This window comes from Streptomyces sp. NPDC107654, assembly GCF_055639035.1.
The window spans coordinates 25,567-51,436 of record NZ_JBVKBI010000006.1 but is presented as its reverse complement, the minus strand read 5'-3'; the positions used below and the strand labels follow the sequence as shown (position 1 = coordinate 51,436).

The window sequence follows — 25,870 nt, the reverse complement described above, 5'->3', positions numbered from 1 at the left end:
CGCAAGGGGTCCCGTCCTGTGCACTGCCGAGTCTCGCACCGCCCACTGACAATCGCCGCCGGAACACCAGGGCGCGCCGGACCGCCCCGCGACCACCCGGCGTGACGACGCGCGTCCTCCCGGTTTCCCGCCGGCCCCGCGCGCCGCCGTGCGCGCGCCGCACCGGGAGGAGCATCATCGGGGCGACCGGAGAGCGGGGGCACGCCGTCGGCCGGGGCGCGTCGACGGCCACGGGAGCGCCGGCGGGCACGGTGCCGGCCGAACGGCGTTGAGCCGGCGTTGATCGAACGTTTTTCGGCGTGCGGCAGGCTCCTGGCCATGCACATCGACACGATCACCCCGGCCGACGACACCTGGCAGGCGCAGGCCCTGTGCGCGCAGACCGGGCCGGACTTCTTCTTCCCCGAGCCCGGCAGCTCGGTGCGTGAGGCGAAGCGCATCTGCGCCACGTGCGAGCTGCGCCCGGCCTGTCTGGAGTACGCGCTGGCCCACGACGAGCGGTTCGGCGTCTGGGGCGGCCTGTCGGAGAAGGAGCGCCTCGCCCTCCGCCGCACCGCTCCCTGACGCCTCGCCCTCGGCCGCACCGCCCCCCTGACGCCGTCCGCCGGCACCGCTCGCGCGCGGGCCGTCAGGCTCCGGCGCGCGCCGCCATCCGGGCCTTGCGCGCGGCCAGCTTCTCGTCGAACTTCGAGGCCTCCGCGTCCAGCCCGCCGAGGTACAGGCCGAGTTCCTCCTGCGCCTGGCGCCCCTCGGGGCCGAGGCCGTCGATCTCCAGGACCTTCAGGAAGCGCAGCACCGGCTGCAGCACGTCGTCGTGGTGGATCCGCAGGTTGTACACCTCACCGATCGCCATCTGCGCGGCGGCCCGCTCGAAGCCGGGGATGCCGTGGCCGGGCATGCGGAAGTTCACGACGACGTCCCGGACCGCCTGCATGGTCAGGTCGGGGGCCAGTTCGAAGGCGGCCTTCAGCAGGTTGCGGTAGAAGACCATGTGCAGGTTCTCGTCGGTCGCGATCCGGGCCAGCATGCGGTCGCAGACCGGGTCCCCGGACTGGTGCCCGGTGTTGCGGTGGGAGATCCGAGTGGCCAGCTCCTGGAAGGCGACGTAGGCGACCGAGTGCAGCATCGAGTGCCGGTTGTCGGACTCGAAGCCCTCGCTCATGTGCGCCATGCGGAAGCGCTCCAGCTTGTCCGGGTCCACCGCGCGCGAGGCCAGCAGGTAGTCGCGCATCACGATGCCGTGCCGGCCCTCCTCGGCCGTCCAGCGGTGCACCCAGGTACCCCAGGCGCCGTCCCGGCCGAACAGCGAGGCGATCTCGTGGTGGTAGCTCGGCAGGTTGTCCTCGGTCAGCAGGTTGACCACGAGGGCGATCCGGCCGATCTCCGTCACCTTGGACTGGTCCTTCTCCCAGGGCTCGCCGTCCTCGAACAGGCCCGGGAAGTTGCGGCCGTCGCTCCACGGCACGTACTCGTGCGGCATCCAGTCCTTGGCGACCTTCAGATGCCGGTTCAGCTCGTTCTCGACCACTTCCTCCAGTGCGTAGAGCAGCCGGGCGTCGGTCCAGACGGACGGGCTGCCGAGGTGGGAAGAAGTGATCGTCACGGGAACTCCAGGGGGACGCCGAACAAGGGGAGAGTAAACGGGTGGCCCGGCGAGCGGTGCCGGAAACCTACGTGATCGTAGGCTACGAACCCGTAGGTTACGAAGCCGTAGGTTAAGGCTGTCGTAAAGGAACCGCTGATCAGCCCGCCCGACGCACCCCCGCGGGCATGTCCGACAGCGCCGGGACCCGCAGGTCCGGGGGCCGTCCGCGGGCGGGGTTCACCCGGTCAGGCGTACAACTCCCGCAGGCGCACCGAGAGACAGGTCACACAGCCCTCCAGCTTCTCGAACTCGCTGATGTCGACCGTCACCACGGTGTGTCCGAGATCGGTCAGCAGCTCCGCGGTCCTGGGTGCGCTCGCCGCCATCAGCAGGGTGCTGCCGCCGAGCAGCACCACATGGGCGCCGGACTCCTCCGGCACCGACAGGAAGCCCGGGAACAGCGACGGCCGGTCGATCTTCGGTATGTGCCCGATCACCGTGCCGTCGGGCAGCGCGGTCACGGCCGACTTCAGGTGCAGCACCCGGCTCACGGGCACGGCCACCACGCGGGCACCGAGCGGCTCGAAGGCCGCCCGCAGCTGCTGCACGCCGGCCGCGTTGGTCCGCCCGCCGCGGCCGACGTACACGGTGTCGCCGACCTTCAGGACGTCACCGCCGTCCAGCGTGCCCGGCTCCCAGATCCAGTTCACCGAGCAGCCGAGGCGGGCCACCGCCTCCTCGACTCCGGCGGTCTCCGCGCGCCGGGACTCGGCGCCGGGCCGGGTGATCAACGCCACGTTCTTGTACATGACCACGGTGTCCTCCACGAACACCGCGTCCGGGCAGTCGTCGGCCGGTTCGACCTCGATCGTCTCCCAGCCGTGCGCGCGGAGGGCCTCGACATAGGCCTCCCACTGTTCGCCGGCGAGCCCGATGTCGACCTTCTCCCGTTCGATGTGCGTCACCAGGCCGTCGGCGAGGCGGGGGCCGGGGCGGCGGACGAGGGCCTTCTTGCTGGGCACGAGGGACCTTTCGAATCGGTTGAGCGATGGTGCGGTGTCCGGCGCCGGTGACACGGCGCCGGTCCGTCATCATGCAGGGCGCTCCGGCCAGGGCAAAACCCTCGTCGCCGGGCGGTGCCCGTCCTGATACCCCTGTCCCGTCGAACCGTCCTGATGCCCCCATGCTCCCTGTGCCGTCGGACCGCGTCCACGCACCCCCGTCCCGTCGGACTGTCCAGGCACCCCCGGTCTGTCGGACCGTCGAGGCGCCCCCCGTCTGCCGGAGGCGTCCTGCCTGCCCCTGCCCGTGCCTGCCCCTGCCCGTCCGGACGCGTCCTGCCGGCTCCTGCCCGTCCGGACGCGCCTCCCGTCCGCCCGTCCGCCCGTCCGGACGGCGGCACCGCGCCCGGGCGGCAGCCGGCGCTGGAGCGGGGCCGCAGGCCGGGGCAGGGCCGGTCGGACGGGCAGGGGCGCGCGGGCCGGGCCGGTCGGGTCAGGCCGGATCGGCGAGCGCCTCCGGTTCCGTCTCCGTCAGCTCCCCTCCCTCCATCAGCAGCCACCGTGTGATCCCGATCGACTCCAGGAACGGCAGGTCGTGGCCGGCCACGACCAGCGCGCCCTCGTACGACTCCAGGGCCGAGGTGAGCTGCCGGACGCTGGCCATGTCGAGGTTGTTGGTCGGCTCGTCGAGCAGCAGCAGTTGGGGCGCCGGCTCGGCCAGCATCAACGCGGCCAGGGTCGCCCGGAAACGCTCGCCGCCCGACAGGGTGGCCGCCTTCTGGTCGGCCCGCGCGCCCCGGAACAGGAAGCGGGCGAGCCGGGCCCGGACCCGGTTGTTGGTGGCGCCCGGCGCGAACCGGGCCACGTTCTCGGCGACCGACAGGGCGTCGTCCAGCACGTCCAGCCGCTGGGGCAGGAACCGCAGCGGGACGTGCGCCGTCGCCGTGCCCGACACCGGTGCCAGCTCCCCGGCGATCGTCCGCAGCAGCGTCGTCTTGCCGGCGCCGTTGCGGCCGACCAGTGCGATCCGCTCCGGGCCGCGCAGGTCGAGGATGCCCTGCACGCGCGCGTGGTAGGCCGTTTCCAGGTTCTCCAGGGTGAGCACCTGCCGCCCGGGCGGCACGGCCGTGTACGGCAGCTCGACGCGGATCTCGTCGTCGTCCCGGACCGCCTCCACCGCCTCGTCCAGCCGTTCCCTGGCCTCGGTGAGCCGCTCCTCGTGCATGATGCGGTGCTTGCCCGCGGACTCCTGGGCGGCCCGCCTGCGTGCCCCCATGACGATCTTCGGCTCGCGCTTCTGCTCGTACATCTTCTGGCCGTACCGCTTGCGGCGGGCCAGTTTGACCTGGGCGTCGGCCAGTTCGCGCTTCTGCTTGCGCACATCGGCCTCGGCGACGCGCACCATGCGCTCGGCCGCCTCCTGCTCGACGGCCAGCGCCTGCTCGTAGGCCGAGAAGTTGCCGCCGTACCAGGCGACCTCCCCGGAGCGCAGCTCCGCGATCTGGTCGACCAGGTCGAGCAGTTCCCGGTCGTGGCTGACCACGACCAGGACGCCCGGCCAGGAGGCGACGGCCTGGTACAGCCGCCGGCGCGCGTACAGGTCGAGGTTGTTGGTGGGCTCGTCCAGCAGCAGGATGTCGGGGCGGCGCAGCAGCAGCGCGGCGAGCCGCAGCAGCACCGACTCGCCGCCGGACACCTCCCCGACGGTCCGGTCGAGGCCGATGTGGCCGAGGCCGAGTTCGCCGAGGGTGGCCTGGGCCCGCTCCTCGACGTCCCAGTCGTCGCCGACGGTCTCGAAGTGCTCCGCCGCGGCGTCGCCCGCCTCGATGGCGTGCAGGGCGGCCCGCCGCTCGGCGATGCCGAGGGCCTGGTCGACGCGGAGCGTGGTGTCGAGCGTGACGTTCTGCGGGAGGTAGCCGATCTCACCGGCCGCCTTGAGGGTGCCGTCGGCCGGGACGAGTTCCCCGGCCAGCAGCTTGAGCAGGGTGGACTTGCCCGATCCGTTGACACCGACGAGGCCGGTCCGGCCCGGGCCGAAGGCGGTGTCCAGCCCGTCGAAGACGGTGCTGCCGTCGGGCCAGCTGAAGGACAGGGAGGTGCAGGTGAGGGAAGCAGACATGGGCGCCTCGTGAGGGTGTGTGAGCGTTCGGGTGGACGCGTGTCGAGACACCGCGAGGCGGAAACCGAAGGGTCTGGGCAGGAAGGCCACGAAAAGGGGCCTGTGCCGGAGGACGGCTCGGACGCCGAGGTCGCACGCCGCGCACACCTCACCGGTGCATACGCGGTGTCTCAGGACCTCAGACGAGCAACGTCCTTCTCCAATCGACGGCAACAGAACCGTCGTAGACAGTAAGAGAGGCTGGAGGGGCTGTCAACGCATTTGACGCGGGGCCCTCCACGCGCGCGTGGCGTTCAGCGGGCGGTGCTCAGCAGGCGTCCCGCATCAGCTCGGCCAGATCGTGGTCCAGGTCGAGCTGGAGGTGTTCCAGGCCGACGGGGACCAGGGCGTCGGCCGCCTCCAGGAACCGCCGTATCTCGCCCGAGCGCACGTGCACGACCGCGGTGCCCTCCGGGGCGTGGAACTCCAGCACCGTGCGGTCGTACCCGTACGGCCGCACACGGACGTCGCCCTGGCCCTCGGGGCCCCGCAACCCGGCGGTGAGCAGTTCGCGGGAGAAGGTCCAGCACACGTCGACGCCCTCCAGGGTGGCCGGCGCCGGGAACGTCATGCGGACGGCGAACGGGTCGCGCCGGTCGTAGCGCAGCGTGGCGGGAATGCTCGGCATACGCGGTGCGGCGGCGACGAGACGGGCCTCTACGGGCTGCTCGATGACGGTGGACAACGCCTTGCTCCCTCGTGACGGCTGGACTACGCGCCGGTGTGCGACATCCGGCACTGGAAGAGACGACGGAATCGGCCGATGCGTGCACACCCGGAACTAGTGACCTCGGTCACCGCCTTCATGCACGCCGGAACGCACGGCTGTTCCCGCGCGTCCGCGCGTTCCGCGAGGCAGGGGAGGCCCTCTGGACGGCGCCGGGGGAGTGCGGCTAGCTTCGCCCGCCATGAGGCGCTTGGGGAGCACGCGACGCAGGGGGCGGGCCGGCCGGCTGCTGGCGGCGGGAGTGGCGTGCGGGGCGGCGCTGGCCGCCCTGACGGTTCCGGCGGCCGAGGCCCGCCCGTTCGGACAGGGCGGCGGCACCGGCCCGGCGGACGCCGTCCGGGGTGGTGTGCACTGGGCGGCCAAGGACACCGGCACCCCGCAGATCCGCTTCCGCGGCCTCGCGGCCGTCGACCGGCACACCGCCTGGCTGGCCGGCACCGGCGGCACGGTGCTGCGTACGACGGACGGCGGCGCGAGCTGGCGGAACGTCTCACCGCCGGGCGCGGCCGACGCGCAGTTCCGGGACGTGACGGCGTTCGACGCGCGCCGCGCGGTGGTGCTGGCCATCGGCGAGGGCGAGGCGTCCCGCGTGTACCGCACCGACGACGGCGGCACCACCTGGACGGAGTCCTTCCGCAACACCGACCCGAAGGCGTTCTACGACTGCCTCACCTTCTTCGACCGCCGCCACGGCCTCGCCCTGAGCGACCCCGTGGACGGGAGGTTCCGCCTGCTGTCCACCGCCGACGGCGGACGGTCCTGGCGTGTGCTGCCCGCGGACGGCATGCCGCCGGCGCTGGACGGCGAGGCGGGCTTCGCCGCGAGCGGCCAGTGCCTGGTGGCCTCCGGACCGAAGGACGTCTGGCTGGCCACCGGAGGCGGCGCCCACGCGCGCGTGCTGCACTCCGCCGACCGCGGGCTCACCTGGACGGCCGCCGACACCCCGGTCCCCGCGGGCGATCCGGCGAAGGGCGTCTTCGCGCTGGCCTTCCGCGACCGCACCCACGGCATCGCGGTCGGCGGCGACTACCGCCCCGACCAGCCCTCGCCCGACGCCGCGGCGGTCACCGCCGACGGCGGCCGCACCTGGCGCCCCGCCGCCGGCGCGCCGCCCGCGTACCGCTCCGGCGCCGCCTGGCTCCCGCACAGCCGCACCGCCGCGCTGGCCGTCGGCCCGACCGGCACGGACCTCACCACGGACGGCGGCCGTACCTGGCGGACGTTCGACACCGGTTCGTACGACACGGTGACCTGCACCCGAGACCTGAGCTGCTGGGCGGCCGGCGAACAGGGGCGCGTCGCGCGGCTGGAACGGTGACGTAACCGTCCGCGAGGCGGGTACTCGTTCCCTGACGCAAAGGAAGGGAGCGATCATGCCAGCCGGTTCCAGCCCCAAGCGCGAGCGCCAGTACGAGCACATCAAGGAGAGCGCGCAGGACCGGGGCGAGAGCACCGGGCGCGCCAAGGAGATCGCCGCGCGGACGGTGAACAAGGAACGCGCCCGCTCCGGCGAGTCCAAGACCGCCAGCCGCAGTTCGAAGCAGGACATGTCGTCGAGCAAGCGCGGCGGCCAGCGGTCCGGCAACCGGGCCGGATCGCACGGCCCGACGCGTGACCAGTTGTACAACGAGGCGAAGCAGCGCGGCATCGAAGGCCGTTCGCACATGAACAAGGACGAGCTGCAGCGCGCCTTGGACGCGAAGAAGGGCTGACGGCCGGAGGCCGGACGCCCCGCAGGGCCGGTCCCTCGGCTCAGTCGAGGGTCTGCCGGTGGCGCGCCAGCTCGGGGGACGTCTTGGTCGCGATGAACTCGGTGACGCGGTAGGCGCACACGCCGGCGACGACGAACGGGTCGGTCGCGACGAGTTCCTCGATGCGGACGCGGTCCCCCGCGACGGCGAGGATCACCCCGCCGTCGCGGGGGTTCTTGCGTCCCGAGGCCAGGAAGAAGCCCTTCTCGTACTGCTCCTCCAGCCAGACGACATGGTCCGGGAGTACGGCGTCCACGGCGTCGAGCGGCGCGGTGTAGGTGAGCTCCAGTACGAACATGATCACGACCCTACCCCCGGCGGACCGGCCCTCCGCGCCCGGCCCGTACAGTCACCCGGCATGACGATCATCGGTGTACCCGCGGGCTGGCCCGCGACCGAGGAGGAGGCCCGCGCCGTCCAGGACGAGCTGCGCGGGCGGGTGGTGCTCGACGAGCCCGGGCCCCCGCCGGGGACGGGTCTGGTCACGGGGGTCGACGTCGCCTACGACGACGGTCTCGACCTGGTCGCCGCGGCGGCCGTCGCGCTGGACGCCGCCACCCTGGACGTCGTCGCCGAGGCGACGGCCGTCGGCCGCGTGTCCTTCCCGTACGTGCCCGGGCTGCTCGCCTTCCGGGAGATCCCGACCGTCCGTGCCGCCCTGGACCGGCTGCCGTGCCCGCCCGGCCTGGTCGTCTGCGACGGCTACGGCCTGGCCCACCCGCGCCGTTTCGGCCTGGCGAGCCACCTGGGCGTGCTGATGGACCTGCCCACCGTCGGCGTCGCCAAGAACCCCTTCACGTTCACCTACGACGACCCCGAGCCGGCCCGGGGCGGTTCCGCGCCGCTGCTCGCCGGGACCGAGGAGGTGGGGCGCGCCCTGCGCACCCGGGACGGTGTCAAGCCGGTGTTCGTCTCGGTCGGCCACCGGGTGAGCCTCGGCAACGCGCTGGCGCACACGCTCGCACTGACCCCGAGGTTCCGGCTGCCGGAGACCACGCGACGGGCGGACGCCCTGTGCCGGCGCGCACTCCGCGAGGCGGCACAGGGCCTGGCCGGCCACGGGGCTCAGGACTCCACGACGCGCCAGGCGCCGACCTCCTGATACGCCGAGTCGTACACGGCCGAACCGTCACCGGGTTCGAGTGCGTAATGGCGCAGGTTGCCACCCCAGTACCGCAGGATGCGCTCCAGCTCGGCCACCCGGTCCTGCGTCACCGCCCCGTCGTCCACGGTCACTTCGAGCACGAACTTCACGTCCGCTCCGCCTCCTCGCCTCGTCCGGCACGAGCCGCCATCGTCTCAGGCACACTCCCGGCCGGGCCGGGCCGGGCCGTGGAGCGGGCGGGCGCCGGTCAGCGGCGCGCCGCCACCCGGAAGGTGATCCCCGCGGCGCGCAGCCGGTCGGTCAGGGCGTCGCCCATCGCCTGCGCCGTGGTGACCTGCCCGGCCGTCGGCGGAAGGTCGTCGAAGGCCAGGCACAGGGCCGCCTCGGCGAACATCTTCGCCGTCTCGTCGTATCCCGGGTCGCCGCCCGCGACCTCGGTGCACACCCGCCGTCCGCCGCCCTCGCCGACGAACCGCACGGTGAACCAGCTTCTCGCCCGCTTCTCCGCGCTCGGCCCGTCGCCCGGCTTGAGCCGGTCCGACAGCCAGCGTCGCGCGGGCGGCACCTGGGCCGCGGCCGCCGCCGCGCCGACCGCGGCGATCCCGCCGAGGGCGACCGGCAGGCGGCGCACGGCGGCGTGGTGCCGGTAGCGGAAGTCCGGGCCGTACCGCTCCAGCGCCCGCGCCGAACGGCGCACGATCTGCGGGTCCAGGGTGGGCATCGGCAGCGCCCACGCGCCGACCTCCCCGGCGAACCGCGGCCCGCCCGCCACGGCCCGCACCCGGCGGCCCGGCAGTCGCGGCTCGTACCGGGCCCGCTCGCGCGCGGCGGCCAGCATCCGCCGTCCGCGGGCCATCTGGGTCAGCGCCGAGGCGAGGGTGCCGCCGGAGAACGCCGCGTCGACGGTCACATAGCCGTCCACGGTCAGCGGCACGCCCTCGGGGAGCTGCCGGACCGTGAAGTACACGCCCAGGTCGTGCGGTACGGAGTCGAATCCGCAGGCGTGCACCAGGCGGGCGCCCGTCTCACGCGCGCGTGCGTCGTGCCGGACGTACATCAGGTCCACGAACTCCGGCTCGCCGGTGAGGTCCAGGTAGTCGGTCCCGGTGTCGGCGCAGGCGGCGACGAGTTCCTCGCCGTACCGCACGTACGGCCCCACGGTCGTGGCGACCACGCGCGCGTGCTCGGCGAGGGCGCGCAGGGTGGCCGGTTCGGTCACGTCGGCGCGCAGCACACCGACGTCCGCGCCGCCGGGCAGGCTCGCGCGCAGCCGTTCCAGCCGCCCCGGGTCGCGTCCGGCCACCGCCCAGCGCAGGTCCCGCGGCGCGTGCGCGGCGAGATAGCGGGCCGTGAGCGTGCCGACGAAGCCGGTGGCTCCGAAGAGCACGAGGTCGTAAGGACGGTCCGTCCTGCTCATCCTGCTCATGACACCCCTTGGTCCGTGCGGTGCGTGTGCGGCCCGTCGCGCAGCCGCGCCGCTGTGGGTGGCCGAGGCTAGCGTGAGGGAAGCGGAGCCCGACGACCAGCCCGGAGGCAGCGGTGGCCGTAGGCAGGAATGCCGTGAGGAAGCGGGAGAAAGCGCACGCGGGGCGCACGGTCCGCGGTGCCCCGTGGGGCGAGGATCACTCGGTCGGGTGATGCTCGGCGCTCGGGGCACTTGGCTAAGCGCTTGCTCGTTCAGGTCTTGTGTCCGGTGGAACGCGTTCTTAGCATCACCGGTGTTACATCAGTGCTGTCACACAGGCCTGGGGGCTGGACGATGACAACGGCAGGGACGCCGCCGACGCCGGGCAACGGCCCGCTCTCGGGCGTGCGCGTGGTCGAGCTGGCCGGCATCGGGCCGGGGCCGTTCGCCGCCATGCTCCTGGCCGATCTGGGGGCCGACGTGGTCCGGGTGGACCGCCCCGGCGGCACGGACCTCGCCGTCCCCCCGGCCCAGGACGTCACCAACCGCAACAAGCGCTCGGTCGTGGTCGACCTGAAGGCACCGGACGGCCCCGCCCGCGTCCTGGACCTCGCCGAGCGCGCCGACATCCTCGTCGAGGGCTACCGCCCCGGCGTCGCCGAGCGCCTCGGTATCGGCCCCGCCGACTGCCACGCCCGCAACCCCCGCCTGGTGTACGGCCGGATGACCGGCTGGGGCCAGGACGGCCCGCTCGCCCACCGCGCCGGCCACGACGTCGCCTACATCGCGCTCACCGGCACGCTCGGCATGATCGGCCGCCCCGACGAGCCCCCGGCGGTCCCCGCCAACCTCCTCGGGGACTACGCGGGCGGCTCCCTCTACCTGGTCGTCGGCGTCCTCGCCGCACTGCACCACGCGCGCGCGACCGGCACCGGCCAGGTGGTCGACGCGGCCATCGTCGACGGCACCGCCCACCTGTCCACGATGATCCACGGCATGCTCGCCGCCGGCGGCTGGCAGGACCGCCGCGCCGCCAACCTCCTGGACGGCGGCTGCCCCTACTACGGCACCTACGAGACCGCCGACGGCCGGTACATGGCGGTGGGCGCCCTGGAAGGCAAGTTCTACACCGAGTTCCTGCACCTGCTCGGCCTGGACGACCTCGCCTCCGCCCGCAAGGACTGGACCCGCTGGGGCGAGCTGCGCGACCGGATCGCCGCCGCCTTCACGACCCGCACCCGGGACGAGTGGACGGCCGTCTTCGAGGGCTCCGACGCCTGCGTGGCACCCGTGCTGAGCCTGCGAGAGGCCCCCGCCCACCCCCACCTGGCCGCCCGCGGCACCTTCACCGACCACGGCGGCATCACCCAGCCCGCGCCCGCCCCCCGCTTCTCCGTCACCCCCACCGCCATCCGCACCGGCCCCGCCCTGCCCGGCGCGGACACGGCGGCGGTCGCCCGGGACTGGGGGACACCGGCACACCCGACCGACGACCCCGACGGCCCCGACGACCCCGACGCCGTGGTCACCGACGGCGGCTGACCCCGCCCACCCCCTCGGCCCACCCTCCCGAAAGGCACCCCAGTGAGCACCGAAGCGTACGTGTACGACGCGATCCGCACCCCGCGCGGCCGCGGCAAGGCGAACGGCGCCCTGCACGGCACGAAGCCCATCGACCTGGTCGTCGGCCTCATCCACGAGATCCGCGACCGCTTCCCCGGCCTGGACCCGGCCGCGATCGACGACATCGTGCTCGGTGTCGTCGGCCCCGTCGGCGACCAGGGCTCCGACATCGCCCGGATCGCCGCCATCGCCGCCGGACTGCCGGACACGGTCGCGGGCGTGCAGGAGAACCGCTTCTGTGCCTCCGGCCTGGAGGCCGTCAACCTGGCCGCCGCCAAGGTGCGATCGGGCTGGGAGGACCTGGTCCTCGCGGGCGGTGTCGAGTCCATGTCCCGCGTCCCCATGGCCTCGGACGGCGGCGCCTGGTTCAACGACCCGATGACCAACCTCGCCGTCAACTTCGTGCCGCAGGGCATCGGCGCCGACCTGATCGCCACCATCGAGGGATTCTCCCGCCGGGACGTGGACGAGTACGCGGCCCTGTCCCAGGAGCGCGCCGCCAACGCCTGGAAGGAGGGCCGCTTCGACCGCTCGGTGGTCCCCGTCAGGGACTGCAACGGCCTGGTCGTCCTCGACCACGACGAGCACCTGCGCCCCGGCACCACCGCCGACTCCCTCGCCAAACTGAAGCCGTCCTTCGCGGACATCGGCGACCTGGGCGGCTTCGACGCGGTCGCGCTGCAGAAGTACCACTGGGTGGAGAAGATCGACCACGTCCACCACGCGGGCAACTCCTCCGGGATCGTGGACGGCGCCTCGCTCGTCGCGATCGGCTCCAGGGAGGTCGGCGAGCGCCACGGGCTCACCCCGCGCGCGCGGATCGTGTCCGCGGCCGTCTCCGGCTCCGAGCCGACCATCATGCTGACCGGCCCCGCCCCCGCCACCCGCAAGGCCCTGGCGAAGGCCGGCCTCACCATCGACGACATCGACCTGGTCGAGATCAACGAGGCGTTCGCGGCGGTCGTGCTGCGCTTCGTGAAGGACATGGGCCTCAGCCTGGACAAGGTCAACGTCAACGGCGGCGCCATCGCCCTCGGCCACCCGCTCGGCGCCACCGGCGCCATGATCCTCGGCTCGCTCATCGACGAGCTGGAGCGCCAGGACAAGCGCTACGGCCTCGCCACGCTCTGCGTCGGCGGCGGCATGGGCATCGCCACCATCGTCGAGCGCATCTGAACTCCCCGCGGACCAAGCGACCGCCGACCTCAACGGAGACGACTGTCATGACCGAGAGCACCACCATCCGCTGGGAGCAGGACGACACCGGTGTCGTCACCCTCGTCCTGGACGACCCGAACCAGTCCGCGAACACCATGAACCAGGCGTTCCGCGACTCCCTGGCCGCGATCACCGACCGGCTGGAGGCCGAGCGGGACTCGATCCGCGGTGTCATCCTCACCTCGGCGAAGAAGACCTTCTTCGCCGGCGGTGACCTGCGCGACCTGATCCGGGTCACGCCCGAGACCGCACAGGAACTGCTCGACGGCGGACTCGCCATCAAGCGGAACCTGCGCCGCATCGAGACCCTCGGCAAGCCGGTCGTCGCGGCCATCAACGGCGCGGCCCTCGGCGGCGGTTTCGAACTGGCCCTCGCCTGCCACCACCGGGTCGCCCTGGACACCCCCGGCACCAAGATCGGCTGCCCCGAGGTCACCCTCGGCCTGCTCCCCGGCGGCGGCGGTGTCGTCCGCACCGTCCGGCTGCTCGGCATCGCGGACGCCCTGCTGAAGGTGCTGCTCCAGGGCCAGCAGTACAACGCGCGGCGCGCCCAGGAGAACGGCCTCGTCCACGAGGTCGCCGCCACCCCCGAGGAACTCCTCGCCAAGGCCCGCGCGTTCGTCGACGCCCACCCCGAGTCCCAGCAGCCCTGGGACAAGCCGGGCTACCGGATCCCCGGCGGCACCCCGGCCAACCCGAAGTTCGCCGCGAACCTGCCCGCCTTCCCGGCCAGCCTGCGCAAGCAGACGAACGGCGCCCCCTACCCGGCGCCGCGCAACATCCTCGCCGCCGCCGTCGAGGGCTCGCAGGTCGACTTCGAGACCGCCCAGGTCATCGAGGCCCGCTACTTCGTGGAGCTGGCCGCCGGACAGACCTCGAAGAACATGATCCAGGCGTTCTTCTTCGACCTCCAGGCGGTCAACTCCGGCGCCAACCGCCCGAAGGGCGTCGAGCCCCGCCCGGTCCGCAGGGTCGCCGTCCTCGGCGCCGGGATGATGGGCGCCGGCATCGCCTACGCGTGTGCCCGCGCGGGCATCGACGTCGTCCTGAAGGACGTCTCCCTGGAGGCGGCCGTCAAGGGCAAGGGCTACTCGGAGAAGCTGTGCGCCAAGGCCGTCGGCAGGGGCCGCACCAGCCAGGAGAAGGCGGACGCGCTGCTGGCCCGGATCACCCCCACCGCCGAGGCGGCCGACCTCGCGGGCTGCGACGCGGTCATCGAAGCGGTCTTCGAGGACACCGCCCTCAAGCACAAGGTCTTCCAGGAGATCGAGCAGGTCGTCGCCCCCGACGCGCTGCTGTGCTCCAACACCTCCACGCTGCCCATCACCACGCTCGCCGAGGGCGTGCAGCGCCAGAGCGACTTCATCGGGCTGCACTTCTTCTCGCCGGTCGACAAGATGCCGCTGGTCGAGATCATCAAGGGCGAGCGCACCGGTGACGAGGCGCTCGCGCGCGCCTTCGACCTGGTCCGGCAGATCAACAAGACGCCGATCGTCGTCAACGACTCGCGCGGCTTCTTCACCTCCCGGGTGATCGGCCACTTCATCAACGAGGGCGTCGCCATGGTCGGCGAGGGCGTCGAGCCCGCCTCCGTCGAGCAGGCCGCCGCGCAGGCCGGCTACCCGGCGAAGGTGCTCTCCCTCATGGACGAGCTGACCCTCACCCTGCCCCGCAAGATCCGGGGCGAGACCAGGCGGGCCGTGGAGGAGTCCGGCGGCACCTGGACGGCGCACCCGGCGGATGCGGTCATCGACCGCATGGTGGACGAGTTCGGCCGCACCGGCCGCAGCGGCGGCGCCGGCTTCTACGACTACACCGAGGACGGCAAGCGGGCCGGGCTCTGGCCGGGACTGCGCGAGCACTTCACGAAGCCCGGGTACGAGATCCCGTTCCGGGACATGCAGGAGCGCATGCTCTTCGCCGAGGCGCTCGACACCGTGCGCCTCCTGGAGGAGGGCGTCCTCACCTCCGTCGCCGACGCCAACATCGGCTCGATCCTCGGCATCGGCTTCCCCGGCTGGACCGGCGGTGTACTCCAGTACATCAACGGCTACGAAGGGGGCCTGCCCGGATTCGTGGCCCGCGCGCGCGAGCTGGCCGAGCGGTACGGCGAGCGGTTCACCCCGCCCGCGCTGCTCGTGGCGAAGGCCGAGAAGACCGAGAAGGGGGAGAGGGGCGAGCCGTTCAGCGACTCAGTCCGCTCCTGAACCGGTGAGCCACTCGCTCAGCTCCTCCCGCAGCGAGCGCTGGAAGGTGGTCAGCAGCGCCTGCACCACCAAGGGGTGCATGTGCGCCGACAGGGACCGCACGTCCCGGGCGTCCCGCTCCTCCACCTCGCCGCGGAACAGCTGGGAGAGTTCGTGAGCCGCGGCGCGCGAGTGCTCCACGAGCACCTTGCGCGCCGCGAGGATCGCCTCCTGCGACAGCGGTACGTCCAGGAGCCGGACGCCGAGCCGGAGCAGCCCGGCGTCCACCCGGAAGCCGTCCTCGCCGGCGGGCACGACGACGTTCATCGCGGCGAGCCGCTCCACGTCCTCCTCGCCGAGCGTCCGGCCCGCCCGCCGCTCCAGCTCCCGGCGCGACACCGTCTCCACCGCGTCCGGCGCCCAGGAGGCGACCACCGCCCGGTGGATGGCCAGGTCGTGCGGGGTGAGGTCCGCCGGCAGCTGCCGCAGGTACCGCTCGATCCCCGCCAGCGTCATGCCCTGCTGCTGCAGCTCCTCGATGAGCGCCAGGCGCGCGACGTGCCCGGGGCCGTAGTGCCCCACCCGGCGCGGACCGAGCACCGGCGGCGGGAGCAGCCCCTTGCTGCCGTAGAAACGGACGGTGCGGACGGTGACGCCCGCCCGCGCGGCCAGCTCGTCGATGGTGAGGGGCGTCTCCTCGGTACCGGTGCTCATGTGCAGCAGTATCGCTGTCTCACCAATGGTGTGAAACCCGCGCGAAGCCCGTGGCGGTCATGTGAGAAGAACCGCTCTGTGACGTGGACCACCGCGTACCGGCTGATCCCTCTGGGAAGCTGCTGCCTTGGTCTGTGCCGCAACACGAGGGTGGTGCGGGCCACGACCTGCACGAACCCCGGGCCCATGAGGTCCGGGCGCACCAGGAATGGAACCACCCGTGAGCAAGGAAGCCGTGGAATCGGCACCGGCCACCACCCACCCCCAGGTGGCCCATCCGGCGGACGCGGGCGACGCCGGTTACAGCAAGGACCTCAAGGCCCGCCACGTCAACATGATCGCCATCGGTGGCGCCATCGGCACCGGACTCCTCCTGGGCGCCGGCGGCCGCCTGCACAACGCCGGACCGGCGCTCGCCCTGGCCTACCTGGTCTGCGGCGTCTTCGCCTTCTTCGTCGTCCGGGCCCTGGGCGAGCTGGTCCTGTACCGGCCGTCCTCCGGCTCCTTCGTGTCGTACGCGCGCGAGTTCCTCGGCGAGAAGGGCGCCTACGTCGCCGGCTGGATGTACTTCCTGAACTGGTCGACCACCGGCATCGCCGACATCACCGCGATCGCGCTCTACACGCACTACTGGTCCATGTTCACCAGCATTCCCCAGTGGGTGCTCGCCCTGATCGCCCTGGCGGTGGTCCTGGCCGTGAACCTGATCTCGGTGAAGTTCTTCGGCGAGATGGAGTTCTGGTTCGCGATCATCAAGGTCGCCACCATCGTCGGCTTCATGCTGATCAGCATCTTCCTGCTCGCCACCCAGCACAAGGTCGGCGGCCACACCCCCGGTCTGAGCGTCATCAGCGGCCATGGCGGCTTCTTCCCGCACGGCGCCATGCCGGCCGTCCTGGTCATGCAGGGCGTGATCTTCGCCTACGCCGCCCTGGAGCTGGTCGGTGTCGCGGCCGGCGAGACCGCCGAGCCGGAGAAGGTCGTCCCGCGCGCGGTGAACTCGATCATGTGGCGTGTGGGCCTGTTCTACGTCGGCTCGGTCGTGCTGCTCGCCCTGCTGCTGCCCGGTTCGGTGTACTCCGCCGACCAGAGCCCGTTCGTGACCGTGCTGTCCAAGATCGGCGTGCCGGCGGCCGGTGATGTGATGAACCTGGTCGTGCTGACCGCCGCCATGTCCTCGCTCAACTCCGGCCTGTACTCCACCGGCCGCATCCTGCGCTCGATGGCCATGGCCGGTTCGGCGCCGAAGTTCACCGCCCGCATGAACCGCAGCCAGGTGCCCTACGGCGGCATCCTGCTGACCTGCGCGGTCTGCGTGCTCGGTGTGGGCCTGAACTACCTGGTGCCCAGCCAGGCCTTCGAGATCGTGCTGAACGTCGCCTCCCTCGGCATCATCAGCACCTGGGTGATCATCATGATCTGCCACATGATCTTCGTCCGCCGGGCCCGCGCGGGCCTCGCGACCCGGCCGCACTTCCAGCTGAAGTTCAGCCCGGTCACGGAGATCGCCACGATCGTGTTCCTGTTCGTCTGCCTCGGCATGATGTGGAACGACCCGGACGTCGGCCGGAAGACCGTCCTGCTGATCCCGGTGATCGCCGTCATGCTGGTCGCGGGCTGGTTCGGCGTGCGCCGCCGGGTGTCGCAGAACGCCGGACAGGAGCTGACCGAGCTGTCGAAGTAGCGGCTCGGCGCCACTGTCAGTGGCATCGCCTACGGTGGCGTCATGTCGGAGATCACGTATGTCCGGGGTGACGCCACCACGCCGTCGGTGAAGGGCGCCAAGGTGATCGCCCATGTCCGCGACGACACCGGCGGCTGGGGCTTCGTGCCGGCCCTGTCCCGACGCCGGCCGGAGCCGGAGGCGGCGTACCGCGCCGGCACCGGGACCGCGCGAGGTCTGGGCGCGGTCCAGGGGGTGCCGGTCGGCCCGTACCTCCGGGTGGCCGACATGATCGGCCGGCGGGGGACCGGAACGGGAAGCAAGGTCGTCCCCGCGCGCTACGAGGCGATCGACGCCGCCCCCGACCGCCTCGCCGGCGAAGTGATCGAACCCGGCGCCTCCGTGCGGATGCCTCGCCAGGCTGCGGCCTCGCGGGTGGCGGGTGGTCCCGCGTGGAGCCGCTCGTCACCGAGAGGCCCGTCGAGCGGGGGATCGCCGTGACGGTGTACGACGACGGGGAGGACGGCGCATGAGCGGGCAGGCGGACGCGGCCGAGGTGCTGGTGCTGGGCGGGGCCGGCGTGGACACGATCATCCACGTCCCCGAGCTGCCCCTGCCCTACGCCGACAGCTACATGATCGAGTCCGGGATCCGCACGCGCGCCGGGCAGACCGGCGACTTCGTCGCCCTGGGACTGGCCGCGCTCGGCCTGCGCACCCACCACCTCGACCTGCTCGGCGACGACCCCGAGGGCGACCTCGTCCGCGCCCTGCACCACGAGCACGGCATCGCCCTCACCGCGCTCCCGCAGCCCGCCGGGACCAAGCGGGCGGTCAACCTCGTCGGCCCGGACGGCCGCCGCCTGTCGCTCTACGACACCAGCCGCGCCCACCCCGACGACCGCTTCCCGGAGGCCACCCTGCGCGCGCTGGCCGCCACGAGCCGGCACGTGCACGTGACGATCACCCAGCCGTGCGCCCACGCCCTGCCCGTCCTTCGGGAGACCGGTGTGCCGCTCTCCACTGACCTGCACGACTGGGACGGCGAGAACCCGTACCACGAGCCGTTCGCGTACGCGGCCGACGTCGTCTTCCTGTCCGCCGCCGCCCTCGCCGACCCCGAGCGGACCATGCGGCGCATCGCCGAGCGGGGCCGGGCGCGGACCGTCGTCGCCACCGCCGGGGCCGAGGGCGCCCAGCTGCTCGTCGACGGCGAGCTGACCCGGATACCGGCGGCGGACCCGCCCGCGCCGGTGGTCGACTCCAACGGCGCGGGCGACGCCTTCGCCGCCGCGTTCCTCTACGGCCGGCTCGGCGGCGAGACACCCGAGCGGTGCGCCCGGTACGGAGCGATCGCGGGCGCGTACGCGTGCACCGTCCCGGCCGCCCGCGCGGACGCGATAGGCCGGGACGAGCTGCTGCGACGGGCGGCCGTGGCCGACGGCTGAGGCACCGGTGCCACCGAGGCACCGAGCGCGCCCCGCCGGTCGGCGTCCCCGGTGGCTCAGCGCCCCCGGCCGGTCAGCCGCCTTAAGGCGTCAGTGACCGAGGCCGTCAGCGCCCTCCGCCGGTCAGTGCCCGTGCACCCCGTTCGTCGCCTCGATCTTCTTCCACGACGTCGGCCGCGCCACCGCCGTACCCGTCCTCACCAGCGCGCGGACCGACGGTGCGGCCGGCTTCTCCGGCTGGAACAGCCAGGTGTCGAACAGCGCGGACAGCGGCTTGCCGGACACCTGCTCGGCGTACTTCTGGAAGTCGGCCACCGAGGCGTTGCCGTACGCGTGCTCCTTCGGCCAGCCCTTCAGGACCGCGAAGAACGCGTCGTCGCCGATCTCGTTGCGCAGTGCCTGGATGGCGAGGGCACCCCGGTCGTAGACGGCGCTGCCGAACTGCTCGTCCGGACCCGGGTCACCCGGCTTCACGGTCCAGAAGGCGTCGTCGGCCGGGTGCGAGGCGTACACGTAGTCGGCGAGTTCCTGCGCGGTGCCCTCGCCCTCGTGCTCGGACCACAGCCACTGCGCGTACCGGGCGAAGCCCTCGTTGATCCAGATGTCCTTCCAGCCCTTCAGCGACACGTAGTCGCCGTACCACTGGTGGGCCAGCTCGTGCACGACCACGGAGGTGTTGGAGCCGTTCGCGAACTGCTTCGGGCTGTAGTAGACCCGGGTCTGCGTTTCCAGGGCGTACCCCGTGGTGGTGCCGGGCACGTAGCCGCCCGCGGTGCTGAACGGATAGGGCCCGAAGTAGCCGCTCAGCCAGTCCACGATCTCCCCGGTGCGCTCCACGCTGGCCCGCGCGGCCCCGTCGGTGTCGCCGAGGTCCTTGCTGTAGGCGTTGATGACGGGCACCCCGCCGTCGGAGGTGCCGGTGGTGAGGTCGAACCTCCCGAGCGCCAGCGTGGCCAGATAGGTGGCCTGCGGCTTGTTCTGCCGCCAGTTGTAGCGGGTCCAGCCCAGCTTCGAAGTGGTCGACTGGAGCGTGCCGTTGGAGAGGGCCTGGGTGCCGTCCGGCACGGCCACCGACACGTCGTAGGTGGCCTTGTCGGTCGGGTGGTCGTTGCTCGGGAACCACCACCAGGCGGCCTCGGGCTCGTTGGCGGCCACGCCCCCGTCGGGCGTGCGGTGCCAGGAGGTGAAGCCGTAGGCGCTCTTCGCCGACGGCACCCCGCTGTAGCGGACCACCACCGTGATCTGGGTGCCCTTGGCCAGCGGAGTCTTCGGGGTGACGACCAGTTCGTGCTCGCCGGACGTCGTGAAGGACGCCTTGGCGCCGTTGACCCGGACCTCGCTCACGTCCAGCAGGAAGTCCAGGTCGAAGCGGGACAGGTCCTGCGTGGTCCGCGCCAGGATCGTCGCGGTGCCCTGCAACCCGTCCGTCTTCGGCTGGTACTGCAGCCTCAGGTCGTAGTGGGAGACGTCGTAGCCGCCATTGCCGTAGGACGGGTAGTAGGGGTCGCCGATGCCCGGTGTGCCGGGGGAGTAGCTCGCGGCCGATGCCGGGATCGCCAGCAGGACGGAGGCCGCCGCCAGTGCGCCCGGCGCGATCATTCTGCGGTGCACGTCAGCTCCAAGTCGTCAGGACTGCAAGTCCGTTCGGAGAACACTGTTCGGAGCCTATTCAGTCCCTGTGGCTTCTGACCTGTCCATGGCCACCGCTGTCACACGATCGCCATTCGGCCGACACGCGCCCCGCGAGGTCCTCTTCTGTCCGGGACTTGACGGCTGTACCGTCCGCGCATGCCGAAACGCATGCGCTCCACGATCCGGAGAACGCTCGTGACCGCCGCCGCGGCCGCCCTGACGGCCGTCTTCATGACCCCGGCCGCGACCCAGGCCGCCCCCCGAACCACCACCCGGGCCGCGCCGCGGGAGAGCAGCCCCGTCTACTCGTACGCCGACGCCGTCCGCGAGTCCGTCTGGGTGGACACCGGCCTCGACGAGGACGGCGACGGCAGGACCGACCGCGTCGCCGCCGACATCGTCCGCCCCTCCGAACCGGCCCGGCGGGGCCGCAAGGTGCCGGTCATCATGGACGCCAGCCCCTACTACTCCTGCTGCGGACGCGGCAACGAGAGCCAGCGCAAGACGTACGACGCGCAGGGCCGTGTCGTCCGGATGCCGCTCTTCTACGACAACTACTTCGTGCCCCGCGGCTACGCCTTCGTCGGCGTCGACCTCGCCGGCACCAGCCGTTCCGACGGCTGCGTCGACGTCGGCGGCCGCTCCGACATCCAGTCCGCCAAGGCCGTCGTCGACTGGCTCGACGGCCGCGGCAGGGCGTACACCAGCCGGACCGGCGGCACCCCGGTGAAGGCCGGCTGGACCAACGGCCGCACCGGCATGATCGGCAAGAGCTGGGACGGCACCATCGCCAACGGCGTCGCCGCCACCGGCGTCAGAGGGCTGCGGACGATCGTCCCGATCAGCGCCATCTCCTCCTGGTACGACTACTACTTCGCCGAGGGCGCCCCACTCTACGAGGGCGGCCCCGACGAACTGGCCGGCTACGTCGAGAGCGCCGACGCGCAGGCCCACTGCGCGGCCGTCCAGCGGAAGCTCGCCGACGGCAGCCCGCGCAGCGGCGACTGGACACCGCTGTGGACCGAACGGGACTACGTCAAGAACGCGGCGAAGGTACGCGCCAGCGTGTTCCTGGTGCACGGCATGCAGGACCTCAACGTCCGCACCCAGCACGTCGGCCCGTGGTGGAACGCGCTCGCCCGCAACGGCGTGAAGCGCAAGATCTGGCTGTCCCAGACCGGTCACGTCGACCCGTTCGACTACCGGCGCGGAGCCTGGGTCGACACGCTGCACCGCTGGTTCGACCACGAACTCCTCGGCTACGACAACGGGATCGACCGCGAGCCGATGGCCGACGTCGAACGCCACCCCGACCAGTGGGTCACCTCCGCCGCCTGGCCCCCGCACGGCACCGGCACCGCCGTCCTGCACCCCGCCTCCGGCAGCCAGGCCGGCGTCGGCACGCTCGGTCTGCGCCCGGCCTCGGGCACCGAGAGCCTCACGGACGACCCGGCACTGAGCGAGACCGACTGGGCCGCGCACCTCACCACGTCCACACCGGAGAAGGCCGGTTTCCTCACCGCCCCGCTCACCCGCGGCCTGCGTCTGGCCGGCTCCTCCACGGTGACGGTCACCGCGACCCCGACGACCGCCTCCGCCCACCTGTCCGCCGTCCTGGTCGACGTCGGCCCGGACACCATCCGCGACTACGCCGACCGGGCCGAGGGCATCACCACTCTCACCGACCGCACCTGCTGGGGCGAGAGCACGGCCGGGGACAGCGCCTGCTTCAAGGAGACCCGGGCGAAGACGGCCACCGTCGGCTACACCGTGGTCAGCCGCGGCTGGGCCGACCTCGGCCACCACGCCTGGCCGGCACCCGGTGCCCCGCTCACCCCGGGCCGCGCGTACACCCTCACCCTGGACCTCGCGGCCACCGACCACGTCGTCCCCGCGGGACACCGCCTGGCACTGATCGTCGCCGGCACGGACAAGGACCTCATCGATCCTCCGTCCACCCGGCCGACGCTCACTGTCGACCTCTCCCGTACGACGGCGAGGCTCCCGCTGGTGGGTGGCACGGCAGCGTTCACCCGCGCCACGGCCGGCCACGCGGCGCCCCCCGAGCCGACGGTCCTGAAGGGCGTCCCCGCACCACGTCTCCGGCACGTGCCGGCAGGCTGAGGCACCGCGTGCCTCTCCGAGGCCGGCGGCGGCATCCGGCCGCGGCCGGTCGCGGGCCGTCGCGTCCCCGTGGTGGAGCCGCTTGTCGGCACGTCCCGCCCCCCTGGGGGAGTGCGGGGCCGCGCGACCGACTGCTCACGGTGCCGGTTCGCGGGCGGCTGGCGGCGGGCCCCGCCGGGGGCCTTGGCGGGCCGGACGCGTCCCCGCGGCGAAACCGCACGGCGACGCAGCCCCGCGCCCCCGGCGGAGCGGTCAGGGGGCCGGGAACGCCAGGGCGGACGCCTCCTCGGCACAGCCCCAGGCCACCGTGACGCCGGCACCGCCGTGGCCGTAGTTGTGGACCAGCACGCGGCCGTCCGGCAGCGTCTGCCGGTCCAGGCGTACCGCCTCACGGGCGGGTCGCAGGCCCACCCGGTGGGCCAGCACCCGCGCGCCGGCGATCTCCGGGCGGACGGCCGCGCAGCGGGCGACGATCGCCGCGGCGGTGGCCGGGTCCGGCTCCAGGGACCAGTCGTCCTCCTCGGCCGTGCCGCCCAGCAGCAGCCGGTCCGGCTGCGGGATGAAGTACGTCGAGGCTGCCGAGGAGTGGTCGACGGAGGTGTACCAGTCGGTGACGCCGGGGTTCTCCACCACGACCAGCTGCCCGCGCACCGGGCGTACCGCGGGGTCCGGCACCAGGGAGCGGGCACCGAGGCCCGTGCAGTTGACCACCACGGCGGCGGGCACGGCTGCCAGGCCGGCCACCTCGCGGACCTCCACCGTGCCTCCCGCCTTCCCCAGCCGCTCCCGCAGCCAGGCCAGATGCACCGGCATGTCGATCACCGGGAGCCGAGCCGCCAGCCCCTCGGCCACCGCCCGCAGCCCCGGCACCCGGCCCGCCCACGCGCCCAGCCCGTCCAGCCGGGTCCCGTGGTGCACGCCCTCGACCAGGCGCACCCCCGTGTCCTCCGGGCGGTCCGCCAGCTCCGCGTAGACACCGAGGGAGGCCAGTGCCCACGCACCCGCCAGCGGCTCCGGTTCGATGCGGTACGGCCACCACAGGCCGCCGGCGACCGCCGAGGTCGTCCGCTCGGCCGGTTCCCGCGCCCACACCCGCACCCGCCGCCCCGACTCGGCCAGCAGCACGGCCGTCGTCAGCCCGGCGATCCCGCCTCCCACCACGATCACTTCGTCTCTCGGCTCACTGTCCACGCCAGGACGATAGGCCCTGCGCGGTCCGTGAGCGCGTGCCCGTCGCCACTAGGATCGACGTCCTGATGACTGCCACCCTCGTTGCCAAGAACCTCGCCGCCGGGCACGGCGACCGCGCCCTGTTCTCCGGGCTCGACCTGGTCGTCGCGCCCGGCGACGTGATCGGGCTGGTCGGCGCCAACGGCGCGGGCAAGTCGACCCTGCTGCGGATGCTCGCCGGCCTCACCCCGCCGGAGCAGGGCGAGCTCCGGCTCTCCCCGCCGGCCGCGACCGTCGGCCATCTCCCCCAGGAACCGGAGCGCCGGCCGGGCGAGACCGTACGGGAGTTCCTGGCCCGCCGCACCGGGGTCGCCGAGGCCCAACGGGTCATGGACGAGGCCACCCAGGCGCTGGTAGACGGCGCGCCCGGCGCCGACGACGCCTACGCCGCCGCCCTGGAACGGTGGCTCGGCCTGGGCGGCGCCGACCTGGACGAGCGGGCGGAGGAGGTCGCCGACTCCCTCGGCCTGGCCGTCGACCTGGACCACCCGATGACGGCCCTGTCCGGCGGCCAGGCGGCCCGGGCCGGCCTCGCCTCCCTGCTGCTGTCCCGCTACGACGTCTTCCTCCTGGACGAGCCCACCAACGACCTGGACCTCGACGGCCTGGAGCGGCTGGAGCGGTTCGTCACCGGTCTGCGCGCCGGCACGGTCGTCGTCAGCCACGACCGCGAGTTCCTCACCCGCACGGTCACCAAGGTGCTCGAACTCGACCTCGCCCAGCGGCAGATCAACCTCTACGGCGGCGGCTACGAGGGCTACCTGGAGGAGCGGGACGTCGCCCGCCGGCACGCCCGCGAGGAGTACGAGGAGTACGCCGACAAGAGGGCCGCCCTCCAGGACCGCGCCCAGATGCAGCGGTCCTGGATGGACAAGGGCGTGAAGAACGCCCGGCGCAAGGCGGGCAACGACAACGACAAGATCGGCCGCAAGTTCCGCAGCGAGGCCAGCGAGAAGCAGGCCGCGAAGGCCCGGCAGACCCAGCGCATGATCGAGCGCCTGGACGTGGTCGAGGAGCCGCGCAAGGAGTGGGAGCTGCGGATGGAGATCGCGTCCGCTCCGCGTTCCGGCGCGGTCGTGGCGACGCTGCGGGACGCCGAGGTGCGGCGCGGCGACTTCCGGCTCGGACCGGTGTCGCTCCAGGTCGACTGGGCGGACCGGATCGCCGTCACCGGCGCCAACGGCGCCGGGAAGTCCACGCTGCTCGGCGCGCTGCTGGGCCGGGTCCCGCCGGACTCCGGCCACGCGGCCCTCGGCTCCGGGGTGCTCATCGGCGAGGTCGACCAGGCCCGCAAGCTGTTCCACGGCCCCGAGACCCTCCTCGACGCCTTCTGCGCGGCCGTCCCCGACACCGAACCGGCCGAGGTCCGCACCCTGCTGGCCAAGTTCGGACTGAAGGCCGGCCATGTGCTGCGGCCGGCCGCGACCCTCTCCCCGGGCGAGCGCACCCGCGCCGCGCTCGCCCTGCTCCAGGGCCGGGGTGTCAACCTCCTCGTCCTGGACGAGCCGACGAACCACCTCGACCTGCCGGCCATCGAACAGCTGGAGTCGGCCCTCGACGCCTACACGGGCACCCTGCTGCTGGTCACCCACGACCGGCGCATGCTGGACGCGGTCCGGGTGAACCGGCGCCTGGAGGTGGCGGACGGCAAGGTGACGGAGCGTTAGCCGACGCGTGCGGCGGCCTCCTTCGCCGCCCGTTCGTCCCGGGCGAGGTGGTCCGGATCGCGGGGCGCCACGTCGAGGCCGTCGGGGCGCTGCCCCACCGTGCCGTCGACGAGTTCGCGCACGATGTCCGCGTGTCCGGCGTGCCGCTGCGTCCCGGCGACCATGTGGGTCAGCACCCGGTGCAGCGTCGTGTCACCCGGCGCACCGGGCGTCCGGCCGACCGCGTCCGGGGGGCGCGGCGATGGTCTCGTCCGCGTGGGCGCACGCCCGCCGGTACCGGCCGACGATGTCCTCGCGCATCGTCGGCCCGTGCCCACAGGTCCGTGTCCGGTTCGGCGTCGCCCGTGATCCACAGGGATGTGCCGGGAAAGGGCCGGCCGAACGTCCGGCCGAAGTTCAGCGCCTCGGCGCCCGCGAGGTGCTTCTCGAGGGCCGGCAGGTCGGTGCCCGTGGGGGTCAGGGACCGCCGGATGTCGTACTCCGGCAGGCCGTCGGGCTTCCGGAGCAGCGCGTCACGGGCGTCCTGGAGATGCACCTGGAGGTCGGCTTGGGGATCTGGTCCGGTCATGCGACGAGTCTGACGAGCGGCTGACCCGCCTCCGCCGGTTTTCGAGGGGCTGCGGGCCGTACCGGG

At 73.0% G+C, this 25,870-nt stretch carries 21 protein-coding genes and 2 pseudogenes; 12 read left to right on the top strand and 11 right to left on the bottom strand.

Translation table 11 applies throughout. The annotated features are described in order from the left end of the window. Positions 1–318: 318 nt before the first annotated feature. Positions 319–564: a WhiB family transcriptional regulator gene (locus ACZ7N4_RS12870; protein ID WP_471357265.1), complete on the top strand. Its 246-nt coding sequence runs from the start codon at positions 319–321 to the stop codon at positions 562–564. Positions 565–628: 64 nt separating this feature from the next. Here ACZ7N4_RS12870 and ACZ7N4_RS12865 read toward each other — a convergent pair whose 3' ends face one another. The 4 genes from ACZ7N4_RS12865 to ssgD all read right to left on the bottom strand — a co-directional run bounded on the left by ACZ7N4_RS12865 (position 629) and on the right by ssgD (position 5,429). Then, entirely contained in the window at positions 629–1,603 is a 975-nt protein-coding gene (locus ACZ7N4_RS12865) for an acyl-ACP desaturase (protein WP_471357263.1), read from the bottom strand. Positions 1,604–1,830: 227 nt separating this feature from the next. Continuing rightward, a complete protein-coding gene (gene ddaH / locus ACZ7N4_RS12860; protein ID WP_471357261.1) occupies positions 1,831–2,607 on the bottom strand; it encodes a dimethylargininase in 777 nt (258 codons plus the stop codon). Between the two features lie 472 nt (positions 2,608–3,079). Next, positions 3,080–4,705, bottom strand: a complete 1,626-nt coding sequence (locus ACZ7N4_RS12855) for an ABC-F family ATP-binding cassette domain-containing protein (RefSeq protein WP_471357260.1) — start codon at positions 4,703–4,705, stop codon at positions 3,080–3,082. A gap of 307 nt (positions 4,706–5,012) precedes the next feature. Continuing rightward, complete coding sequence (gene ssgD, locus ACZ7N4_RS12850; RefSeq protein WP_471357258.1) at positions 5,013–5,429, bottom strand: spore wall synthesis regulator SsgD; 417 nt, start codon at positions 5,427–5,429, stop codon at positions 5,013–5,015. 223 nt (positions 5,430–5,652) lie between these two features. On the opposite strand from ssgD, the gene ACZ7N4_RS12845 reads away from it, so the two are divergent. Both ACZ7N4_RS12845 and ACZ7N4_RS12840 read left to right on the top strand, forming a co-directional pair. After that, complete coding sequence (locus tag ACZ7N4_RS12845; protein ID WP_471357256.1) at positions 5,653–6,789, top strand: WD40/YVTN/BNR-like repeat-containing protein; 1,137 nt, start codon at positions 5,653–5,655, stop codon at positions 6,787–6,789. Positions 6,790–6,844: 55 nt separating this feature from the next. Further along, on the top strand, positions 6,845–7,183 hold the full coding sequence (locus ACZ7N4_RS12840; protein WP_471357254.1) for a plasmid stabilization protein: 339 nt from the start codon (positions 6,845–6,847) through the stop codon (positions 7,181–7,183). Between the two features lie 40 nt (positions 7,184–7,223). Here ACZ7N4_RS12840 and ACZ7N4_RS12835 read toward each other — a convergent pair whose 3' ends face one another. Next, a complete protein-coding gene (locus ACZ7N4_RS12835; RefSeq protein WP_471357252.1) occupies positions 7,224–7,520 on the bottom strand; it encodes a YciI family protein in 297 nt (98 codons plus the stop codon). A gap of 60 nt (positions 7,521–7,580) precedes the next feature. Between ACZ7N4_RS12835 and ACZ7N4_RS12830 the strand changes: the two genes are divergently transcribed. Then, positions 7,581–8,324, top strand: a complete 744-nt coding sequence (locus ACZ7N4_RS12830) for an endonuclease V (RefSeq protein WP_471357249.1) — start codon at positions 7,581–7,583, stop codon at positions 8,322–8,324. Here ACZ7N4_RS12830 and ACZ7N4_RS12825 read toward each other — a convergent pair. Continuing rightward, complete coding sequence (locus tag ACZ7N4_RS12825) at positions 8,288–8,476, bottom strand: hypothetical protein (protein WP_471357246.1); 189 nt, start codon at positions 8,474–8,476, stop codon at positions 8,288–8,290. The two genes, ACZ7N4_RS12830 and ACZ7N4_RS12825, sit on opposite strands and share 37 nt — an antisense overlap. Positions 8,477–8,574: 98 nt before the next feature. Then, a complete protein-coding gene (locus ACZ7N4_RS12820; protein ID WP_471357244.1) occupies positions 8,575–9,753 on the bottom strand; it encodes a saccharopine dehydrogenase family protein in 1,179 nt (392 codons plus the stop codon). Between the two features lie 333 nt (positions 9,754–10,086). On the opposite strand from ACZ7N4_RS12820, the gene ACZ7N4_RS12815 reads away from it, so the two are divergent. From ACZ7N4_RS12815 to ACZ7N4_RS12805, 3 genes are read left to right on the top strand one after another with little or no spacing between them, the layout of a single operon-like run. Beyond that, positions 10,087–11,274: a CaiB/BaiF CoA transferase family protein gene (locus ACZ7N4_RS12815; RefSeq protein WP_471357241.1), complete on the top strand. Its 1,188-nt coding sequence runs from the start codon at positions 10,087–10,089 to the stop codon at positions 11,272–11,274. Between the two features lie 42 nt (positions 11,275–11,316). Continuing rightward, positions 11,317–12,531: an acetyl-CoA C-acetyltransferase gene (locus ACZ7N4_RS12810; protein WP_471357239.1), complete on the top strand. Its 1,215-nt coding sequence runs from the start codon at positions 11,317–11,319 to the stop codon at positions 12,529–12,531. A gap of 47 nt (positions 12,532–12,578) precedes the next feature. Then, a complete protein-coding gene (locus ACZ7N4_RS12805; protein ID WP_471357236.1) occupies positions 12,579–14,780 on the top strand; it encodes a 3-hydroxyacyl-CoA dehydrogenase NAD-binding domain-containing protein in 2,202 nt (733 codons plus the stop codon). On the opposite strand, the gene ACZ7N4_RS12800 is transcribed toward ACZ7N4_RS12805, so the two are convergent. Next, positions 14,766–15,473, bottom strand: a complete 708-nt coding sequence (locus ACZ7N4_RS12800; RefSeq protein WP_471357233.1) for a MerR family transcriptional regulator — start codon at positions 15,471–15,473, stop codon at positions 14,766–14,768. The genes ACZ7N4_RS12805 and ACZ7N4_RS12800 overlap by 15 nt on opposite strands. 220 nt (positions 15,474–15,693) lie before the next feature. Between ACZ7N4_RS12800 and ACZ7N4_RS12795 the strand changes: the two genes are divergently transcribed. The 3 genes and pseudogenes from ACZ7N4_RS12795 to ACZ7N4_RS12785 all read left to right on the top strand — a co-directional run bounded on the left by ACZ7N4_RS12795 (position 15,694) and on the right by ACZ7N4_RS12785 (position 18,583). After that, positions 15,694–17,157, top strand: a complete 1,464-nt coding sequence (locus ACZ7N4_RS12795; RefSeq protein WP_471357231.1) for an amino acid permease — start codon at positions 15,694–15,696, stop codon at positions 17,155–17,157. A gap of 42 nt (positions 17,158–17,199) precedes the next feature. Next, positions 17,200–17,669 (top strand): annotated as a pseudogene (locus ACZ7N4_RS12790) (macro domain-containing protein). After that, the gene (locus tag ACZ7N4_RS12785) at positions 17,666–18,583 is read left to right on the top strand and encodes a PfkB family carbohydrate kinase (protein WP_471357229.1); all 918 of its coding nucleotides are present in this window, start codon (positions 17,666–17,668) and stop codon (positions 18,581–18,583) included. Before ACZ7N4_RS12790 ends, ACZ7N4_RS12785 begins: the two are co-directional and overlap by 4 nt. 123 nt (positions 18,584–18,706) lie before the next feature. Here ACZ7N4_RS12785 and ACZ7N4_RS12780 read toward each other — a convergent pair whose 3' ends face one another. Continuing rightward, complete coding sequence (locus ACZ7N4_RS12780) at positions 18,707–20,194, bottom strand: M1 family metallopeptidase (RefSeq protein ID WP_471357227.1); 1,488 nt, start codon at positions 20,192–20,194, stop codon at positions 18,707–18,709. A gap of 177 nt (positions 20,195–20,371) precedes the next feature. On the opposite strand from ACZ7N4_RS12780, the gene ACZ7N4_RS12775 reads away from it, so the two are divergent. Continuing rightward, entirely contained in the window at positions 20,372–22,339 is a 1,968-nt protein-coding gene (locus tag ACZ7N4_RS12775; RefSeq protein ID WP_471357225.1) for a Xaa-Pro dipeptidyl-peptidase, read from the top strand. A gap of 252 nt (positions 22,340–22,591) precedes the next feature. Here ACZ7N4_RS12775 and ACZ7N4_RS12770 read toward each other — a convergent pair whose 3' ends face one another. Next, on the bottom strand, positions 22,592–23,506 hold the full coding sequence (locus tag ACZ7N4_RS12770) for an FAD-dependent oxidoreductase (RefSeq protein WP_471357983.1): 915 nt from the start codon (positions 23,504–23,506) through the stop codon (positions 22,592–22,594). Positions 23,507–23,595: 89 nt separating this feature from the next. On the opposite strand from ACZ7N4_RS12770, the gene ACZ7N4_RS12765 reads away from it, so the two are divergent. Continuing rightward, positions 23,596–25,236: an ABC-F family ATP-binding cassette domain-containing protein gene (locus tag ACZ7N4_RS12765; RefSeq protein WP_471357223.1), complete on the top strand. Its 1,641-nt coding sequence runs from the start codon at positions 23,596–23,598 to the stop codon at positions 25,234–25,236. On the opposite strand, the pseudogene ACZ7N4_RS12760 reads toward ACZ7N4_RS12765, so the two are convergent. After that, positions 25,233–25,804, bottom strand: a pseudogene (locus ACZ7N4_RS12760) (DinB family protein). The gene ACZ7N4_RS12765 and the pseudogene ACZ7N4_RS12760 sit on opposite strands and share 4 nt — an antisense overlap. Between the last annotated feature and the right edge of the window lie 66 nt (positions 25,805–25,870).

What these genes read in the sequence shown, in the direction of transcription:
- ACZ7N4_RS12765 (WP_471357223.1), top strand. Translation starts at nt 23,596, where the DNA reads ATGACTGCCACCCTCGTTGCCAAGAACCTCGCCGCCGGGCACGGCGAC.
- ACZ7N4_RS12870 (WP_471357265.1), top strand. Translation starts at nt 319, where the DNA reads ATGCACATCGACACGATCACCCCGGCCGACGACACCTGGCAGGCGCAG.
- ACZ7N4_RS12830 (WP_471357249.1), top strand. Translation starts at nt 7,581, where the DNA reads ATGACGATCATCGGTGTACCCGCGGGCTGGCCCGCGACCGAGGAGGAG.
- ACZ7N4_RS12800 (WP_471357233.1), bottom strand. Translation starts at nt 15,473, where the DNA reads ATGAGCACCGGTACCGAGGAGACGCCCCTCACCATCGACGAGCTGGCC.
- ACZ7N4_RS12855 (WP_471357260.1), bottom strand. Translation starts at nt 4,705, where the DNA reads ATGTCTGCTTCCCTCACCTGCACCTCCCTGTCCTTCAGCTGGCCCGAC.
- ACZ7N4_RS12805 (WP_471357236.1), top strand. Translation starts at nt 12,579, where the DNA reads ATGACCGAGAGCACCACCATCCGCTGGGAGCAGGACGACACCGGTGTC.
- ACZ7N4_RS12785 (WP_471357229.1), top strand. Translation starts at nt 17,666, where the DNA reads ATGAGCGGGCAGGCGGACGCGGCCGAGGTGCTGGTGCTGGGCGGGGCC.
- ACZ7N4_RS12815 (WP_471357241.1), top strand. Translation starts at nt 10,087, where the DNA reads ATGACAACGGCAGGGACGCCGCCGACGCCGGGCAACGGCCCGCTCTCG.
- ACZ7N4_RS12840 (WP_471357254.1), top strand. Translation starts at nt 6,845, where the DNA reads ATGCCAGCCGGTTCCAGCCCCAAGCGCGAGCGCCAGTACGAGCACATC.
- ACZ7N4_RS12835 (WP_471357252.1), bottom strand. Translation starts at nt 7,520, where the DNA reads ATGTTCGTACTGGAGCTCACCTACACCGCGCCGCTCGACGCCGTGGAC.
- ACZ7N4_RS12775 (WP_471357225.1), top strand. Translation starts at nt 20,372, where the DNA reads ATGCCGAAACGCATGCGCTCCACGATCCGGAGAACGCTCGTGACCGCC.
- ACZ7N4_RS12820 (WP_471357244.1), bottom strand. Translation starts at nt 9,753, where the DNA reads ATGAGCAGGATGAGCAGGACGGACCGTCCTTACGACCTCGTGCTCTTC.
- ACZ7N4_RS12845 (WP_471357256.1), top strand. Translation starts at nt 5,653, where the DNA reads ATGAGGCGCTTGGGGAGCACGCGACGCAGGGGGCGGGCCGGCCGGCTG.